This window comes from Rhodoferax sp. LB1P47, from assembly GCF_056521445.1.
Map to the genome: position 1 here is coordinate 456,920 of NZ_JBWMAU010000001.1, position 17,512 is coordinate 474,431.

The 17,512-nt window shown below is 63.9% G+C and carries 11 protein-coding genes and 1 pseudogene; 9 read left to right on the forward strand and 3 right to left on the reverse strand.

The genetic code is table 11. The features are described 5' to 3' along the window. The 7 genes and pseudogenes from gspD to AC0969_RS02205 form a co-directional block, all read left to right on the forward strand. Positions 1–2,178, forward strand: a pseudogene (gene gspD, locus AC0969_RS02175) (type II secretion system secretin GspD); the annotation flags it as partial. A gap of 16 nt (positions 2,179–2,194) precedes the next feature. Beyond that, entirely contained in the window at positions 2,195–3,583 is a 1,389-nt protein-coding gene (gene gspE, locus AC0969_RS02180) for a type II secretion system ATPase GspE (RefSeq protein ID WP_479622482.1), read from the forward strand. 450 nt (positions 3,584–4,033) lie between these two features. Then, positions 4,034–4,315: a type II toxin-antitoxin system Phd/YefM family antitoxin gene (locus AC0969_RS02185; RefSeq protein WP_479622483.1), complete on the forward strand. Its 282-nt coding sequence runs from the start codon at positions 4,034–4,036 to the stop codon at positions 4,313–4,315. After that, positions 4,312–4,644: a type II toxin-antitoxin system RelE/ParE family toxin gene (locus tag AC0969_RS02190; RefSeq protein ID WP_479622484.1), complete on the forward strand. Its 333-nt coding sequence runs from the start codon at positions 4,312–4,314 to the stop codon at positions 4,642–4,644. The genes AC0969_RS02185 and AC0969_RS02190 overlap by 4 nt, the downstream gene beginning before the upstream one ends. Positions 4,645–4,649: 5 nt before the next feature. Next, complete coding sequence (gene gspF, locus AC0969_RS02195) at positions 4,650–5,876, forward strand: type II secretion system inner membrane protein GspF (protein ID WP_479622485.1); 1,227 nt, start codon at positions 4,650–4,652, stop codon at positions 5,874–5,876. 168 nt (positions 5,877–6,044) lie between these two features. Continuing rightward, entirely contained in the window at positions 6,045–6,944 is a 900-nt protein-coding gene (locus AC0969_RS02200) for a 5'-nucleotidase (RefSeq protein WP_479622486.1), read from the forward strand. A gap of 6 nt (positions 6,945–6,950) precedes the next feature. Then, positions 6,951–8,714 carry an ABC transporter ATP-binding protein/permease gene (locus tag AC0969_RS02205; protein WP_479622487.1) on the forward strand — a complete coding sequence of 588 codons (1,764 nt, stop codon included), beginning with the start codon at positions 6,951–6,953 and terminating at the stop codon, positions 8,712–8,714. A gap of 33 nt (positions 8,715–8,747) precedes the next feature. Here the strand turns inward: AC0969_RS02205 and AC0969_RS02210 are convergent, their stop codons facing one another. The 3 genes from AC0969_RS02210 to AC0969_RS02220 form a co-directional block, all read right to left on the reverse strand. After that, positions 8,748–9,458: a hypothetical protein gene (locus AC0969_RS02210; protein ID WP_479622488.1), complete on the reverse strand. Its 711-nt coding sequence runs from the start codon at positions 9,456–9,458 to the stop codon at positions 8,748–8,750. 120 nt (positions 9,459–9,578) lie between these two features. Beyond that, positions 9,579–10,052, reverse strand: coding sequence for a cyanophycin metabolism-associated DUF1854 family protein (locus tag AC0969_RS02215; protein ID WP_479622824.1), 474 nt, complete (start codon positions 10,050–10,052; stop codon positions 9,579–9,581). Between the two features lie 2 nt (positions 10,053–10,054). Beyond that, positions 10,055–12,325, reverse strand: coding sequence for a cyanophycin metabolism-associated ABC transporter (locus AC0969_RS02220; protein WP_479622489.1), 2,271 nt, complete (start codon positions 12,323–12,325; stop codon positions 10,055–10,057). A gap of 152 nt (positions 12,326–12,477) precedes the next feature. Here AC0969_RS02220 and AC0969_RS02225 point away from each other — a divergent pair, with 152 nt between their 5' ends. Together AC0969_RS02225 and cphA are read left to right on the forward strand one after the other, a co-directional pair. Beyond that, on the forward strand, positions 12,478–14,724 hold the full coding sequence (locus AC0969_RS02225) for a cyanophycin synthetase (protein WP_479622490.1): 2,247 nt from the start codon (positions 12,478–12,480) through the stop codon (positions 14,722–14,724). Next, positions 14,724–17,291 (forward strand): cyanophycin synthetase, encoded by a 2,568-nt coding sequence (cphA, locus tag AC0969_RS02230; protein WP_479622491.1) that lies wholly within the window; start codon positions 14,724–14,726, stop codon positions 17,289–17,291. Before AC0969_RS02225 ends, cphA begins: the two co-directional genes overlap by 1 nt. Positions 17,292–17,512 lie beyond the last annotated feature (221 nt).

The following is a 17,512-nucleotide window of genomic DNA, read 5'->3' on the forward strand; positions in this document are numbered from 1 at the left end:
ATGTCCATGCACGCCCCTTCCCGCATTCCATTTGCTATCACATCCATAGCACTATGCGCACTATGTACCTGCGCTGGAGCCCTATTTTCTTTAAATGCACAGGCGCAGACCGTACCCCCGAAGCGCGGTGAGCCGGTGACGCTGAACTTTGCCAACGCCGAGATCGAGTCCGTGGCCCGCACGATGGCGGTGATCACCGGGCGCAACGTGGTGGTGGACCCGCGCGTGAAGGGCGTGATGACGCTGAGCACCGAGAACCCAGTGCCCCCGGCGGTGGCCTACAGCCAGTTTTTGTCGGCCCTGCGCTTGCAGGGCTTTGCGGTGGTGGAGTCCGGCGGGCTGGACAAGGTGGTGCCCGAGGCCGATGCCAAGCTGCAACCCGGCCCGGTGGCTATCAGTGCAGGCAATGGCGAAGGCAATGCGGCAACAGGTAGCCAGATCACCACGCAAATCTTCAAGCTGAACTTTGAAAACGCCGCCAACCTGGTGCCGGTGCTGCGCCCGCTGATCAGCCCCAACAACACCATCAACCTGAACCCCGGCAACAACTCGCTGGTGATTACCGACTACGCCGACAACCTGCGCCGCATTGGCCGCATCATCGCGGCGATGGATGTGTCCAACGCCACCGAGGTGGAGATCATCCCGCTGAAATACGCCATCGCCAGCGACCTGGTGCCGCTGCTGGCCAAGCTGATCGAGTCCGGCAGCAGCACGGGCGCGGCCCCCGCCGCCGGGCAGACCGACAGCAGCTTCAAAACCACCCTGCTGGCCGAACCGCGCAGCAACGCCGTCATCCTGCGCGCCGCCAACCCGGCCCGGGTGGCGCTGGTCAAGTCGCTGGTCCGCAAGCTCGACCAGCCCACGCTGAGCGGTAGCAACGGCGACGCGGGCAACATCTACGTGGTGTACCTGAAGAACGCCGATGCCACCAAGCTGGCCACCACCCTGCGTGCCGCCATGAGCGGCGAGAGCAAAAGTAGCGCAGGCAGCACGGGCAGCTCCGGCAGCAACACGGGCAGCAGCCTGAGCCCCACCAGCACCAGCAGCACCTCGTCCAGCACCTCCAGCGCCAACACCGGCGCTTTGAGCGGCACCACCAGCAACCAGCCGTCCACCGGCGGACAGATCCAGGCCGACCCGAGCACCAATTCGCTGATCATCACCGCGCCCGAGCCGCAGTACCGCCAGCTGCGCGCCGTCATCGACAAGCTCGATGGCCGCCGCGCCCAGGTGCTGGTGGAGAGCCTGATCGTCGAGGTGAGCAGCAACAAGGCAGCCGAGTTCGGCATCCAGTGGCAGGGCGTGCTGGGCAATGTGGGCCTGGGCACCAACTTTGGTGCCGGTGCCAGCAACCTGGCCCAGCTGGCCACCGCCATTGCCACCGGCAGCACCAGCACTACGCTGGCGAATGGCCTGAACCTGGGCGTGGCCAGCAAGGTCGGCGGCACCTATGTGCTGGGCGCACTGGCCCGGCTGATGGACACCACTGGCACCGGCAATGTGCTGTCCACCCCGAATCTGCTGACGCTGGACAACGAAGAGGCCAAGATCGTCATCGGCCAAAACGTGCCCTTCGTCACCGGTACCTACACCACCAACAGCAGCACCGGCACCTCCAACCCGTTCCAGACCGTAGAGCGCAAAGACGTGGGCCTCACCTTGCGGGTGCGCCCGCAGATCAATGAGAACGGCACGGTGAAGATGGCCATCTACCAGGAGGTGTCCAACGTGGACGCGTCCACCAAGAGCAACACCAACGGCCCCACCACCAACAAACGCTCCATCGAATCCAACGTGCTGGTAGACGACGGCTCCATCGTGGTGCTGGGCGGCCTGCTGCAAGACGAATACGCGGGCAGTGCCGAAAAAGTACCCGGCCTGGGCGATGTGCCGTTCTTGGGCAACTTCTTCAAAAGCGAAAGCCGCAGCCGCAACAAAACCAACCTGATGGTGTTCTTGCGCCCCATCGTCGTGCGCGACACCCACACCAGCGACGCGCTGGCCCTGGACCGCTACGACCTGATGCGCGTGCAGCAGCAAGGTGTGCAGCCTAGCCAGCACCCGCTGCTGTCGGCCGTGCCCAGCTCCAACGCCCTGCCCGAGCTGGCCACCAGCAGCAACACGGTGGTGGTGCCCAAGCCGCTGGCCATTCCTGCGATGGCAACCCCTGCCCCTTGACCCGCTAGACGCCATGCGCCACCCCCTGCCCTACGCCTTCGCCCGCACCCAGCAACTGCTGCTGGAAGACGACCAAGGCGCGTTCACCCTGTGGCTGCACCCGGCCAGCCCACCGTCTGCGTTGAGCGAGGTGATGCGCAAATACCCGGTGCAGCACATTGAAACCCTCAGCCCCGAGGCCCTGGCCCAGCGCATCAGCGCCGCCTACGCGCAGGGCGAATCCAGCGCGGCATCGGTGGTTAGCGAAGTAGAGAGCGATGCCGACCTGAGCCGCATGATGCAAGAGCTGCCTGCGGTGGAAGACTTGCTGGAAATGAGCGACGACGCACCCATCATCCGCATGCTCAACGCCCTGCTGACCCAGGCCGCCCGCGACGGCGCCAGCGACATCCACATCGAACCGTATGAGCGCCACTCCAGCGTGCGTTTCCGCGTCGATGGCACGCTGCGCGAAGTGGTGCAGCCGAACCGGGCCCTGCACGCCGCGCTGATCTCGCGCCTGAAGATCATGGCCGACCTGGACATTTCGGAAAAACGCCTGCCGCAAGATGGCCGTATCAGCCTGCGCATCGGCACTCGCGCCGTGGATGTGCGCGTCAGCACCCTGCCCAGCGCCCATGGCGAACGCGCCGTGCTGCGCCTGCTGGACAAAAGCGGCTCCAAGCTGACGCTGGAAGCCGTGGGCATGCAGGGCGCGGTGCTGGAGCAGCTGCAAAACCTCATCGGCCAGCCGCACGGCATCATTTTGGTGACCGGCCCCACGGGATCGGGCAAAACCACCACCCTGTACGCCGCCCTGAGCCGCCTGGATGCCAGCACCAGCAACATCATGACGGTGGAAGACCCGATCGAATACGAGCTGCCCGGTGTCGGCCAGACCCAAGTCAACGCCAAGATCGACCTGACCTTCGCCAAGGCCCTGCGCGCCATCCTGCGGCAAGACCCGGACGTAATCATGATCGGCGAAATCCGCGACTTCGAGACGGCGCAAATCGCCATCCAGGCATCCCTGACAGGCCACCTGGTGCTGGCCACCCTGCACACCAACGATGCCGCCAGCGCGGTGAACCGCCTGATCGACATGGGCGTGGAGCCGTTTTTGCTTAGCTCCACCCTGCTCGGCGTGCTGGCCCAGCGGCTGGTGCGCAAGCTGTGTCCGGTCTGCCAGGGTGCCAACTGCCCGGCCTGCAACCAGACCGGCTACCAGGGCCGCACCGGCATCTTCGAACTGCTGGTCACCAACGACGCCATCCAGGCGCAAATCCACAACCGCGCCAGCGAGGCCGACATCCGCACCGCCGCCCGTGGCGCAGGCATGCAACTGATGCGCGAAGACGGCGAACGGCTGGTGCAGGCAGGGATTACCTCGCGTGAAGAGTTGCTGCGGGTGACGCGGGACTGATGTGGCTGGTCATCTGAAAAATGGACTTTCACATGGCCTCTTTGCTTGCCTGACCGCCTTTATCTTGCTTGGGAACACAGCGAACAATGCCCGCGCAGCCGATGCGGAAGAATCATTACTGCGCCACTGTGCAAAGCTTGCAGGAGACAAAAAGGGCAATGGGAGAACTATCGCCAAGCACAATGCTTCTTTCACGCTTTAGTCCTGAATGACGAAAACGAGTGGAACCTATTCTTTCAATCAGATTGCGAGGCAGATGAGGCCCGTCTCCGTGCGGATTACCTCTCCAATATGCCGCCATGATCGCGGTTATTGCAACCAGATCAGCAGCAGCTCGGGTTACGTCTTCAGCCCTGCCCGTCACATCGAAATAGCGGCACTTCGGAAGACTGTCGTTGCAAAGTAGTTATTGCACATGATGCAGTATCAAATAAAGACTATATTCAGCCCATGCTTACCGCCTCCCACATCAAACCCATCAGCTACCTCAAAGCCAACGCCGCGCAGGTACTGCGTGAACTGGCAGAGCAACGCGAACCTATGGTGATTACCCAAAACGGCGAAGCCACTGCCGTGCTGCAAGACATCGCCAGCTACGAGCAGGATCAGCAAACCCTGGCTTTGCTAAAGATTCTGGCCCTGGGCAACCAGCAAATTGCGCAGGGCCGTACCGTGTCTGCGACCCAGGCCGTGGGTGATATCCGTCGCCGTCTGCAGTCCGAGGCTCCATGACGCAAAGTTATCGGGTCGAATTGACCGAAGACGCACAGACGGATTTGAATGCATTGATCAGCTACGTAGAACAGTACGACGCGCCCCTTAAAGCCTTGCAGCTTCTAGACCACATAGAAAGCACCCTTGCATCGTTGCAAGTTTTTCCTGAACGTGGCGCGCTTACCAAAGAGCTTCTGGCGCTAGGCAACCGCGAATACCGCGAAACCTATTTCAAACCCTACCGCATCATCTACAAAGTGCTGGCCACCAAGGTCTATGTTTACGTGATCGCCGACGGTCGGCGCGACCTGCGCAGCCTGCTGGCTCGGCGCATTCTGCAAGGCTAATTCCCATGCCCGCCTATTCCTTTGAAGCACTAGACCCCCAAGGCCAGACCCGCAAGGGCGTGATGGAGGCCGACACGGCCAAGGCCGCGCGCGGCCTGCTGCGTGCGCAAGCCCTGGTGCCCCTGGCGGTGGAGCCGGTGAATGCCAGCGCTGCATCCGGCGGCAAGGGCCTGCGCACCAATCTATTTGAAGGCCGCGTCTTCAATTCCACCGGGTTGGCCATTTGGACGCGCCAAGTCGCCGGGCTGGTGTCGTCAGGCCTGCCCCTGGAGCGGGCACTCACCGCGCTGACCGACGAAGCCGAAGATGAGCGCCAGCGCAACCTGCTGGCCGCACTGCGCGCCGAGGTGAATGCGGGCGCCAGCTTTGCCAAGGCCCTGGGCCAGCACCCGCGCGAGTTCTCCAGCATTTATGTGGCTGTGATCGGTGCGGGCGAGCAAAGCGGCAGCCTGGGCCTGGTGCTGGAGCGTCTGGCCGACGACCTAGAAGAACGCCAGGCGCTGCAATCCAAGCTGATCGGCGCGGCGCTCTACCCGGCCATCGTCACGCTGGTGGCAATTGCCATCGTGCTGTTTCTGGTGGGCTATGTGGTGCCGCAGGTGGCGAATGTGTTTGCTGGCAGCAAACGGGCGCTGCCCTTCCTCACAGTGGCCATGCTGGCCCTCAGCGACGTGGTGCGCAACTATGGCTGGGCACTGCTGATTGCTATTATTGTGATAGCTATAGGCGCACGTACTGCTTACGCTAACGCCCTATTTCGCAAAAAAATTGATGCCGCCTTCCTGAAGCTGCCGCTGCTCGGCCCGCTGGCCCGGGGCTACAACGCGGCGCGCTTTGCCGGCACGCTGGCAATGCTGGCCTCGGCGGGCGTGCCCATCTTGAAAGCCTTGCAGGCAGCGGCCGAAACCCTCAACAACACCGCCATGCGCGCCGACGCCCTGGACGCTCTGGTGCTGGTGCGCGAAGGCGCGCCGCTGGCCTCGGCCCTGGCACAGAAAAAGCGCTTCCCCGGCCTGCTGGCCATGTTTGCCCGGCTGGGCGAGCAAACCGGCCAGTTGCCGGTGATGCTGCAACGCGCCGCCGTGCAGCTCAGCACCGAGGTGCAGCGCCGGGCAATGGCCTTGGCGACGATTCTGGAGCCGCTGCTGATCGTGGCGATGGGCCTGGTGGTGATGCTGATCGTGCTGGCGGTTTTGATGCCCATCATCCAGCTCAACCAATTCGCGAAGTGATGAACACCCCCAGGCTTGCCCGTTGCACGTGGCCGCCAACCCCCTTGCAGGAGGCGATGCCAGTGGCCCGGCAAAGCCGGTTCCACGGCATCCACCAAGGGCAGGCTTGCCTTTGGCGTACCTGCGAGGAAAGATAGACATCCGACCAACGCACACCACGAAACCTCCATGCCTACCCTCAACGACCAACTCGTCGTCGCGATTTCATCCCGCGCCCTGTTCAACCTGGAAGAAGAAAACCGCCTCTTCGACGCGGGCGACGACAAGGCCTACATGCAGCTCCAGTTCGACCGGCTGGACCTGCCCGCCCAGCCCGGCGTGGCGTTTTCGCTGGTCAAAAAGCTGCTGGCCTTCAACGATGCCGACACCAAGCGGGTCGAGGTGGTGATTTTGTCGCGCAACGACCCGGTCAGCGGCATGCGCATTTTTCGCTCTAGCAAGGCGGGTGGCCTGCACCTGGAGCGCGGCGTATTCACCCAGGGCCGGGCGCCGTTTGGCTACCTGCGGGCGCTGGGTGCGCACCTGTTTTTATCGGCCAACGAAAAAGATGTGCGCGATGCGCTGGCGCTGGGCTTTCCGGCGGCGCGGGTGCTGACCGAATCCACCCAGGCCGGGCACAACCACCCGCTGGAAGTGCGCATTGCCTTTGACGGCGACGCAGTGCTGTTCAGCGACGAGGCCGAGCGCGTCTACCAGGCCCAGGGTCTGCCCGCGTTCCAGCAGCACGAGATCGACAAAGCCGCCGTGCCCCTGCCCGACGGCCCGTTCAAACCCCTGCTGATCGCGCTGCACCGCCTGCAGCAGGCCGGTACGCCGCAGATGCGCATCCGCACCGCCCTGGTCACCGCCCGCAGCGCCCCGGCGCACGAGCGCGCCATCCTGACGCTGATGAACTGGAACATCGCGGTGGACGAAGCCATGTTCCTCGGCGGCCTGCCCAAGGGCGAGTTTCTGCGCGAATTCGAGCCCGACTTCTTCTTCGACGACCAAACCGGCCACGTCAACTCCGCCGCCCGCCACGTGCCTGCCGGGCATGTGAGCAGCGGCGTCTCGAATCCAGCGGAATAAACCCCCATGCGTTTTGCCAATTTGAAAACCCAGACCGCCCAGGTCTGGAAGCTGTCGATCCCCTACTTCCAGTCCGAAGAAAAGTGGAAGGCCCGCGCCCTGCTGGCCTCCATCGTGGCGCTGAACCTGCTGGGCGTGTACCTGCTGGTGCTGCTAAACCAGTGGAACCAGGTGTTTTACGACGCGCTGCAAAACAAAGATGCGGCGGTGTTCTGGCAGCAACTGGGCCGCTTCACCTACATCGCCTTCGCGCTCATCATCCTGGCCGTCTACAAGTTTTACCTGACCCAGCTGCTGGAAATGCGCTGGCGCGCCTGGATGACCACGCACACCTTGGCGCGCTGGCTGTCGAACCAGGCGTTCTACAAAATGGAGCTGGCCCGCTTCGCCAAAAGTAACCCCGATGCAGGCCCCGACAACCCCGACCAGCGCATCCAGGAAGACCTGAACCAATTCACCAGCCTGACCATCGGTCTGAGCATGGGCGTGCTCAACGCGGTGGTCACCCTGGTCAGTTTTGTGGGCATTTTGTGGAACCTGTCGGGCGACTTCTCGTTCCACCTGGGCGGCAGCGACTACTTTGTGCCCGGCTTCATGGTCTGGATGGCCCTGCTCTACTGCCTGGCGGGTAGCGTCATCACCTTCTACATCGGTCGCCCGCAGATCAAACTGAACTTTCAGCAGCAGCGCGTCGAGGCCGACTTTCGCCACCACATGGTGCGGGTGCGGGAATACAGCGAATCCATCGCCCTGGACCACGGCGAGCCGGTGGAACGCGCCCACTTGGGACAACGCTTCAGCGCGGTGCTGGCCAACTACCTGCTGCTGTTAAAGGCCCAGAAGCGGCTGATCTGGTTCAACAGCTTCTTCGGCCAGGCGGCAGTGGTGTTTCCGTTCATTGTGGCCGCGCCGCGCTTTTTCAGCGGAGCCATCCAGCTCGGCACGCTGATCCAGATATCGTCGGCTTTTGGCCGGGTGCAAGACGCACTGAGCTGGTTTGTCGACAACTACAGCAGCCTGGCCACCTGGCGCGCTACCACCGACCGGCTGACCTCGTTTGAAGCACAAATAGTGGCTCTTGCGCATATGGAATATGCACAAGCAGCTACAAATATGGAAGCACCCGATACCCTGAAAACCCACGACCTGACCCTGCGTCTGCCCGACGGCAGCGTGCTGCTGGACGCGGTCAATCTACAGGCCCGCCCCGGCGACCACATTCTGCTCAGCGGCCCCTCGGGCAGTGGCAAATCCACGCTGTTCCGGGCATTTGCCGGGATCTGGCCGTTCAGCAGCGGCCAGATCACGCTGCCAGCGGACGCGATGTTCATCCCCCAGCGCCCCTACTTCCCCGACGGCAGCCTGCGCAGCGCCCTGGCCTACCCCAGCGCCGCCGGTGGCTACCCCGACACGGCATTGCGCCAAGCCCTCACCGACGCACTGCTGCCCCACCTGGCCGACCAGCTCGACCTGGAGGCTGCCTGGGGCCAGAAGCTGTCGGGCGGCGAACAGCAGCGGCTGGCCATTGCCCGCGTACTGCTGAAAAAACCGCGCTGGATTTTTGCCGATGAAGCCACCAGCGCGCTGGATGCAGCGGCCGAAAATTTAATATACAAAAGGCTTCTAGCGCAGGTGGAATCAGCACAAGGTGCTATTATTTCAATAGCACATCGCCCGGGTGTAGCGGCTTTCCATTCCCAGCGCTGGACGCTGGAGCCGCAGCCTGAGGGGGCCGTGGCGCGCTTTCAGATTACGCAAACCGCCCTATAAAAAAAAGCCGCTCTGGGAGCGGCTTTTTTTGGGTTAGACCCCGGTAGTTTTCTTCAAGGCAGACGGATCATCGTAGGTCAAAGGTCCCTCGGGCAGCTTGTCGGGGTTGAGGGTTTGGTTGGCCACCTGCGTCACGTCGATCGCCTGACCACCAGCCCGCCACAGCGACTGCAAAAAGTCGAGCAGCTTCTTAGATATCGGGGCGGGCGGCGGCTCTTCCAGCTTCTTTTCAGCGGCTTTGGGGGCCGTGGTCCAGTCTTTGGCCGGATTGTCCTCGGTAGCCAGCGGCTGGTTCGGCCCGGGTTCCTTGCCTGCGGCCAGCAGCTTGGCAGTGGTGGCCGCCGTCTCGGGCGAGGCATTTTGCAGCCCGTTATCAGATTCGGTACTGGCTTCAGAGGTTTTGGCCGTGGCGGTAACCGCCGTGGCATTGATTTTTTCCACACCGCCCACCGCCTGCTGCGCCTCGGCCGCTTCGCCCTTAGGCACTACGCGCACTGCCGCACGGGCCTGGGCAGCGGCTTCCAGCGCCACGATGTCTTCGCGGGTGGTAGAAATATCCAGCTTCACCGACGGCGTGGGCTGGGTGGGCGTTCTGACCGCCTCGACCTTGGCGGTTTCCTGCTGGATCGCCACCGTCACCGGCTTGTTGCCCGGACCTGCGGCCACCGCTGACTCCGTGCCAGCACGCGTGCCAGCCGCAGCGGGCGGCCAGTTCACGGTACGTTCAACGGGAGGAATTTGCATGGTGTTTACCTGGTAGGTCGATCTGGGAATACTTTTTTAGATCTCGTACTTTGGTTAACGGCAGAAATGCAGGGTTATTTAGGCTCATTTCTCAAATAATTTGTAACAGTTGGCGTGGGCCTAAAGAAAGCGCTCCAAGAGCTTGCGCGATCCTCTGTCCAGCGCGGCTATGTCGCGCACGCTGAACTGCACGCCCACGCCTGCTGCAATCAGCAAGCCGCTGCGGCCCAGGCGGCGAATGTCTTCTTCGGTTTTGAGCACAAAGTCGGTGTCGCCCCGGTCGGTTTCCACTGTCCATATGCTGGGCGTAGAAAAAGTGGACACGGCCTTCACGCGCAGGATCTCGGGCACAAATTCGCGGGCGGCCAGCTCCTCCAGCAGCAGGGCTTGCACGGCGGGCGGCATGGCGCTGAGGCTGTCAATCCAGACCAGTTCATGGCCCTCGGTGCCAACCAGGGACACGCCCTCGTCGGGTGCGGCAATCGGGAATGCGCGCACCGGCACTACGCCCTCATGGCGCTCGCCGGTCGTAAAAACCAGCACCAAGCGGCCAAACGCGTCGCGCTCCAACCGGAAATCAGGGGTGTTATTCATCATCATTGGCCTGCTGGGTGGGCGGAATGCTCAGTAGGGCGCGACAGGCTTAAACCCTCGTCTTCGCTCTCGGTGCGGCGCAGCTGGGCTTGGTAGAGCCGCCAGTACGCGCCCTCGCGGGCCATCAGTTCTTCGTGCGGGCCCACTTCGACCACGCGGCCCCGGTCCATCACCACCAGACGGTCGGCCTTGCGCAACGTAGACAGGCGGTGGGCGATGGCGATGGTGGTACGGCCTTGCACCAGGTTGTCCAGCGCCTTCTGGATTTCGTTTTCGGTCTCGGTGTCCACCGACGACGTGGCTTCGTCCAGAATCAAAATGCGCGGGTCGATCAACAGGGCGCGGGCGATGGAGATGCGTTGGCGTTCGCCACCCGACAGGCCCTGGCCGCGCTCGCCCACCAGCGAGTCGTAGCCTTGCGGCAGGCGCAGGATGAATTCGTGCGCATGGGCGGCCCGGGCAGCGGCGACGATTTCGCGGCGCGTTGCGTCAGGCTTGCCGTAGGCGATGTTCTCGGCAATGGTGCCAAAGAAAAGAAACGGCTCTTGCAGCACCAGGCCAATGTTGCGCCGGTAGTCGGCTACGGCGTAGCGGCGGATATCGGTGCCGTCCACCTGGATGGAGCCGTCGGTCACATCGTAAAACCGACAAATCAGGTTCACCAGCGTGCTCTTGCCCGAGCCGCTGTGGCCCACCAAGCCGATCATTTCACCAGGGCGAATCACCAGGTCCAGCTCGCGGATCACGGCGCGGTTACCGTAGCGAAAACCGATGCGCTTCATCTCGATCTGGCCGCGCATCCCACGCTCCACCTTGCTCACCGGCACGGGCTGCGCAGGTTCAGGCACGTTGGACACGTGGTCCAGGATGTCAAAAATCCGCTTCGCCCCAGCGGCGGCCTTTTGCGTCACCGAGACGATGCGGCTCATCGAGTCCAGCCGGGTGTAGAAGCGCCCGATGTAGGCCAAAAACGCGATCAACACGCCCACGGTGATCTGGCCCTTGCTGACCTGCCAGATACCAAACGCCCACACCACCAGCAGGCCGATGTCGGTCAGCAGCGAGACGGTGGGGGTAAACAGGCTCCAGGTTTTATTGAGCCGGTCGTTGACCATCAGATTGGCCTGGTTGGCGGCATGGAAGCGGCCCGCCTCGCGCTGCTCTTGGGCAAAGGCCTTGACCACGCGGATGCCGGGGATGGTGTCGGCCAGCACGTTGGTGACCTCGCCCCAGACGCGGTCGATCTTCTCGAAACCGGTGCGCAGACGGTCGCGCACGGCGTGGATCATCCAGGCAATGAAGGGCAGCGGCAGCAGGGTCACCAGCGCCAGCCAGGGGTTGATGGAGAACAAAATGGCCGAGGTCATCACCAGCATCAGCACGTCGGTGGCGAAGTCCAGCGCATGCAGCGACAAAAACACCGAGATGCGGTCGGTCTCGGAGCCAATACGGGCGATCAAATCGCCGGTGCGCTTGGCGCCAAAGTAGTCCAGCGACAGGCCCAGCAGGTGCTCAAACGCGGTGGTGCGCAGGTCGGCGGCAATCCGCTCGGACACCAGCGCCAGCAGCCAGGTACGCACCCAGCCCAGGCTCCAGGCCAGCAGCGCCGAGCCCAGCAGCCCGGCCAGCAGCCACTTGACCTGCGCAATATCGATCTGTTGGCCGCTCTGGAACGGGATCAGCACCTCGTCCATGAGCGGAATCGTCAAATAGGGCGGCACCAGCGTGGCAGCGGTGGAGGCCAGCATCAGCAGAAAACCGGTGAGCAACTGGCCCTGGTAGGGCTTGGCAAAGCGCCACAGCCGCAGCAGCACCCAGGTGCTGGGCACGGTGTTGAGCTCGCGGGTACACACGGCGCATTCATCGCTGTCGGGCGGCAACGGGGCAAAGCAGGTGGGGCACTGGCCGGGCTCGTCCAGGCTGGCATCCACGGGATGCAGGCGCTGGTCGAACAGTTTGACCAACTTGAGCGCCTGTGCGTCAGCCGCCAGGGTGTAGCGCCAGCGGGCCAGCCGGGTCTGGGCGTTGTGCAGCTCCAGCGTGCCGACACCGGCGTGGTCGAAGTGGCGCAGCACCAGATCGGGCGTGAGCGGCCAGGCTTGCCACACACCGTTCTGCTGGCTCAGCAGGCGTTGGTTGGTCAGGGCCAGCAGGCCGGGGGCAAAGCGCAGTTGGGCATCCAGGTCAACGGGCAGGTTGACTAGGACGTTCTCGTGGGCAAGGAGCTGCGATGGCAAGCCACCGGAAGATTCGACGGAATGAGGATGTTGCATGGTGTAGACCCCCACGATCTCTGGCCAAAGTGCCTACCCTCGCGGGGAACGCAGATTCTCGCCGATGCCGCTTTGTTTTCTAATTACCATATGCACCTGCGCACATTAGCCACCTGTAGCCGGGCCGCCCGGACATTAACTACCCCCAAAAGATGAGCCCCAAGGACGATATCCAACTTCTGCGCATCAACTACTTGCGTGGCCCCAACATCTGGACCTACCGTCCGGCCCTCGAAGTCTGGCTCGACCTGGGGGAGCTGGAAGACTACCCCTCCAACCTGCTGCCCGGCTTTACCGACCGCCTAGTGGCCATGCTGCCCGCGCTGGAAGAGCACCACTGCGGTGTTGGCGAGCGCGGCGGCTTTTTGCAGCGGCTGGTGGAAGGCACCTGGGCCGGCCATGTGCTGGAGCATGCCGTCATCGAGTTGCTGAACCTGGCGGGCATGCCCACCGGCTTTGGCCAAACCCGCAGCACCTCACAGCGCGGCGTGTACCGCATGGTGTTTAGGGCCCGCGACGAACAAGTGGCCCGCACCGCACTGGCCCAGGGCCACCGGCTGCTGATGGCCGCCATCAACGACCAGCCGTTTGACGTGGCCGCCGCCGTAGCCGCCGTGCGCACCGAGGTGGACGACTGCTACCTCGGCCCCAGCACCGCCTGCATCGTGGGCGCCGCCACCGACCGGGGCATTCCGCACATCCGCCTAAACGACGGCAACCTGGTGCAACTGGGCCACGGTGCCCGCCAGCGCCGCATCTGGACGGCCGAAACCGAATTCACCAGCGCCATTGCCGAGGGCATTGCCCATGACAAAGACCTGACCAAAACCCTGCTGCAAAGCTGCGGCGTGCCCGTGCCCGAAGGCGTGGTGGTCGACAGCCCGCAAGCCGCCTGGGAGGCCGCACAAGACGTGGGCCTGCCGGTGGTGGTCAAGCCGTCCGATGGCAACCATGGCCGGGGCGTGGCCCTAGACCTGAGCAACCAGGCCGACATCGAAGCCGCCTACCTGGTGGCCGAGCAGCATGGCAGCGAAGTGCTGGTGGAGCGCTTTGTGCGCGGCAACGAGCACCGCCTGCTGGTGGTGGGGGGCCGCGTGGTCGCCGCCGCCCGGGGTTCGGTAGCCTGGGTCACCGGCAACGGCCAGTCCACCGTAGCCGAACTGGTGGATGCACACATCAACACCGACCCGCGCCGTGGCACCCACGAAGACGCGCCGCTGGGCCTGATCGACACGTATAAAGACGAAGCCGTGCTGCTGGATTTGCAACGCCAGGGCCTTACGCCTGACGCAGTGCCCGCCGCAGGCAAACAGGTGCTGATCCAACGCAACGGCAACGTCGCCATCGACTGCACCGACCTGGTCCACCCCGAGGTGGACCATATCGTGTCGCTGGCGGCGCGCATCGTCGGGCTGGACATTGCCGGGGTAGACGTGGTCTGCGAAGACATCTCCAAACCATTGGCAGCCCAGGGCGGCGCGATTGTCGAAGTCAACGCGGGCCCCGGCCTGCTGATGCACCTGAAACCCGCCGAGGGTTCGCCCCGCCCGGTGGGCCGCGCCATCGTGGACCACCTGTTTTCCGAAAATGAGACCGGCCGCATCCCCATCGTGGGTGTGGCCGGCACGCAGGGCACACACACCATCGCCCGGCTGGTGGCCTGGCTGCTGCACCTGAGCGGCAAGCGCGTCGGCCTGGCCTGCCGCGATGGCCTGTTTCTGGACACCCGGCACATCGAAACCAAGGACTGCGCCCACTGGGAACCCGCCCACCGCCTGCTGATCAACCGCTCGATGGAAGCCGCAGTGATCGAAAACGGAGCCGCCAGCATCCTGCGCGACGGCCTGGCCTACGACCGCTGCACCGTCGGCATCGTCACCGACCTGGGTGGTTCCGAGGCCCTGGCCGAATTCGATATCACCGAAACCGACCAACTGGTGAAAGTGCTGCGCACCCAGGTGGACGTAGTCCTGGCCGAAGGCGTGGCGGTGCTGAACGCCGTGGATGAGCGAGTGGCCGCTATGGCCGAGCTCTGCGACGGCTCCGCCATTTTGTATGGAATTGACCCGCTGCTGGCCGCCACCATTGCACACCGTGCTTTAGGCGGCAGAGCAGTCGTGATCCACAAGGGCCACATCATGCTGGCCACCGGCAGCGCCGAAGTGCCGCTGGTGAACCTGGAACGCCTGACCGCCCACTGGACCACTCCGGCGCAGTTGGAGCCCATCCTGGCCTCGATTGCCGCCGCCTGGGCGATGGATATTTCGCCCGATTTGATCGTGGCCGGACTCAAGACCTTCGAGCTGGACCTGCCCGCCGTCCGCCCGATGCCCGCCGTACGCGCCACCCTGCCCCCAGCCGCCCCCCGTACCGAACAAGAAGATAGAAAGACAGACTAATGGAAGTCTCACGCATCCGGGCCCTGCGCGGCCCCAATCTCTGGAGCCGCCACACCGCCGTAGAAGCCGTGGTGGCCTGCGCGGAATCCGAGCGCGCCATTGCCCAGCTCCCCGGTTTTGAGACCGCCGTGCGGGCGCTGTTCCCGGCCATCGGGCCGCTGCGCGCCAGCCACGAACATAGCTCGGTGTCGCTGGCCCATGTGCTGGAAGCCGCCACGCTGGCGCTACAAGCCCAGGCAGGTTGCCCGGTGACCTTCAGCCGCACCTCGGCCACCGAGCAAACCGGTATCTACCAGGTGGTGGTGGAGTACAGCGAAGAAGCCGTAGGCCGCCAGGCGCTGGAGCTGGCCCAGACCTTGATACAGGCCGCGCTGGACCACACCGCGTTCGACAAAGATGCCGCTATCCATCAGCTGCGCGAAACCGACGAAGACGAGCGCATGGGCCCCAGCACCGGGGCGATTGTGGATGCCGCCGTGGCCCGGGGCATCCCCTTCCGCCGCCTGACCAAGGGCAGCATGGTGCAGTTTGGCTGGGGCTCGCGCCAGCGCCGCATCCAGGCGGCAGAGTTCGACCTGACCAGCGCCGTGTCCGAGGCCATAGCCCAGGACAAAGACCTGACCAAAAAACTGCTGCACGCCGCCGGTGTGCCCGTGCCGCTGGGCCGCCCGGTGGAAACCCGCGACGAAGCCTGGCAAGTGGCCCTGGAAATCGGCCTGCCCGTGGTAGTGAAACCGCAAGACGGCAACCAGGGCAAGGGCGTGACGGTCAACATCGTGGACCGCGCCCACCTAGACATCGCCTTCGCGGCAGCCGCCGAAATCGGCGAAGTGATGGTCGAAAAATTCTTGCCTGGCAGCGACTTCCGGCTGCTGGTGGTGGGCAACAAGCTGGTGGCTGCCGCCCGCCGCGACCCACCCCAGGTGCTGGGTGACGGCATCCACACCGTGCGCGAGCTGGTGGACATCGTCAATTCCGACCCCAAACGCGGCGAAGGCCATGCCACCTCGCTGACCAAGATCCGCTTTGACGACATCGCCATTGCCCGGCTGGCGCTGCAAGACCTGGCCCCCGAATCCGTGCCCGCCATTGGCCGCCGCGTGATTCTGCGCAACAACGCCAACCTGAGCACCGGCGGCACCGCCACCGACGTGACCGACGACGTGCACCCCGCCGTCGCCGCCCAGGCGGTGGCCGCTGCGCAGATGATCGGCCTACACATCTGCGGTGTAGACGTGGTCTGCGAAAGCATGCTCAAGCCGTTGGAAGACCAGCACGGCGGCATCGTGGAAGTGAACGCCGCACCCGGCCTGCGCATGCACATCTCGCCCTCGTTCGGCAAGGGCCGTAATGTGGGCGAAGCCATGATCGGCAACCTGTACGCGGCGGGCGACGATGGCCGCATCCCGGTGGTGGCCATCACCGGTACCAATGGCAAAACCACCACCGCCCGCCTGATCGCTCACTTGTTCACCAGCAGCGGCCTGCGCGTAGGCATGACCAACACCGACGGCGTGTACGTGGATGGCCGCCAGATCGACAGCGGCGATTGCAGCGGCCCCAAAAGCGCCCGCAATGTGCTGATGCACCCCGACGTAGATGCGGCCGTGTTTGAAACCGCTCGCGGCGGCATGCTGCGCGAAGGCCTGGGCTTTGACCGCTGCCAAGTGGCTGTGGTCACCAACATCGGCGCAGGCGACCACCTGGGCCTGAACTACATCACCACGGTGGAAGACCTGGCCGTGCTCAAGCGGGTCATCGTGCAAAACGTGCAGGCCACCGGCTACGCGGTGCTGAATGCGGCCGACCCCATCGTCGCCGCAATGGCCTCGGCCTGCCCGGGCAACGTCATCTACTTCACCGCCGACCGCCACCACCCGGTGATGGCCACCCACCGCGCCCAGGGGCGGCGCACGGTGTATGTGGATGGCGACCACATCGTGGCCGCCGTGGGTTCGTGGCGCGAGCAGATCGCCCTGCGCGATGTGCCACTCACGCGTGCGGGCACCATCGCCTTCCAGGTAGACAACGCGATGGCCGCCGTGGCCGCCGCCTGGGGCGTGGGCATGAACTGGGACACTATCCGCCGGGGTCTATCCAGCTTCTCGAACGATGCCGACAACGCACCCGGCCGCTTCAATGTAATGGACTACAAGGGCGCTACGGTGATTGCCGACTACGGCCACAACCCGGATGCCATGCGCGCCCTGGTGTCCGCCGTGGAAGCCATGCCTGCCAAGCGTCGCTCGGTGGTCATTAGCGGCGCGGGCGACCGGCGCGACGAAGACATCCGGGAGCAAACCGTCATCCTGGGTGCTGCGTTTGACGACGTCATCCTGTTTGAAGATGCCTGCCAGCGCGGCCGCGCCGACGGCGAAGTGCTCAAACTGCTGCGCGAAGGCCTGGCCAACGCCCAGCGCACCCGCCAAGTGGATGAGATCTACGGCGAGTTCATCGCCATCGACCACGCCCTGGCGCGGCTGCAGCCCGGCGATTTATGCCTGATTCTGGTGGACCAGGTAGAAGAAGCCCTGGCCCACCTGGCACAACGGGTGGCTGCGGCTTAAAACCAGCGGTTTATGCTGCACTGCAACAGGGCAGGATGGTGGAAGCCATCCTGCCCTGTTGCCTTGGGATGGTGCATTCCGGCCCAGTTACAAGGTTTCCAGGCGGCTGGCGCATATACAGTCTGCGCAGACAGCTATTATTTTTGAAATATATGTAAGTAATTGTTGGCATGGTGTTTGCACTGTGGAAGTGGGCATTCAGTTCACTTAACCACCAGGGA

Excerpts from the sequence above, each read along its gene's own strand:
- gspE (WP_479622482.1), top strand. The coding sequence starts at position 2,195 with ATGCGCCACCCCCTGCCCTACGCCTTCGCCCGCACCCAGCAACTGCTG.
- AC0969_RS02185 (WP_479622483.1), top strand. The coding sequence starts at position 4,034 with ATGCTTACCGCCTCCCACATCAAACCCATCAGCTACCTCAAAGCCAAC.
- AC0969_RS02190 (WP_479622484.1), top strand. The coding sequence starts at position 4,312 with ATGACGCAAAGTTATCGGGTCGAATTGACCGAAGACGCACAGACGGAT.
- gspF (WP_479622485.1), top strand. The coding sequence starts at position 4,650 with ATGCCCGCCTATTCCTTTGAAGCACTAGACCCCCAAGGCCAGACCCGC.
- AC0969_RS02200 (WP_479622486.1), top strand. The coding sequence starts at position 6,045 with ATGCCTACCCTCAACGACCAACTCGTCGTCGCGATTTCATCCCGCGCC.
- AC0969_RS02205 (WP_479622487.1), top strand. The coding sequence starts at position 6,951 with ATGCGTTTTGCCAATTTGAAAACCCAGACCGCCCAGGTCTGGAAGCTG.
- AC0969_RS02210 (WP_479622488.1), bottom strand. The coding sequence starts at position 9,458 with ATGCAAATTCCTCCCGTTGAACGTACCGTGAACTGGCCGCCCGCTGCG.
- AC0969_RS02215 (WP_479622824.1), bottom strand. The coding sequence starts at position 10,052 with ATGAATAACACCCCTGATTTCCGGTTGGAGCGCGACGCGTTTGGCCGC.
- AC0969_RS02220 (WP_479622489.1), bottom strand. The coding sequence starts at position 12,325 with ATGCAACATCCTCATTCCGTCGAATCTTCCGGTGGCTTGCCATCGCAG.
- AC0969_RS02225 (WP_479622490.1), top strand. The coding sequence starts at position 12,478 with ATGAGCCCCAAGGACGATATCCAACTTCTGCGCATCAACTACTTGCGT.
- cphA (WP_479622491.1), top strand. The coding sequence starts at position 14,724 with ATGGAAGTCTCACGCATCCGGGCCCTGCGCGGCCCCAATCTCTGGAGC.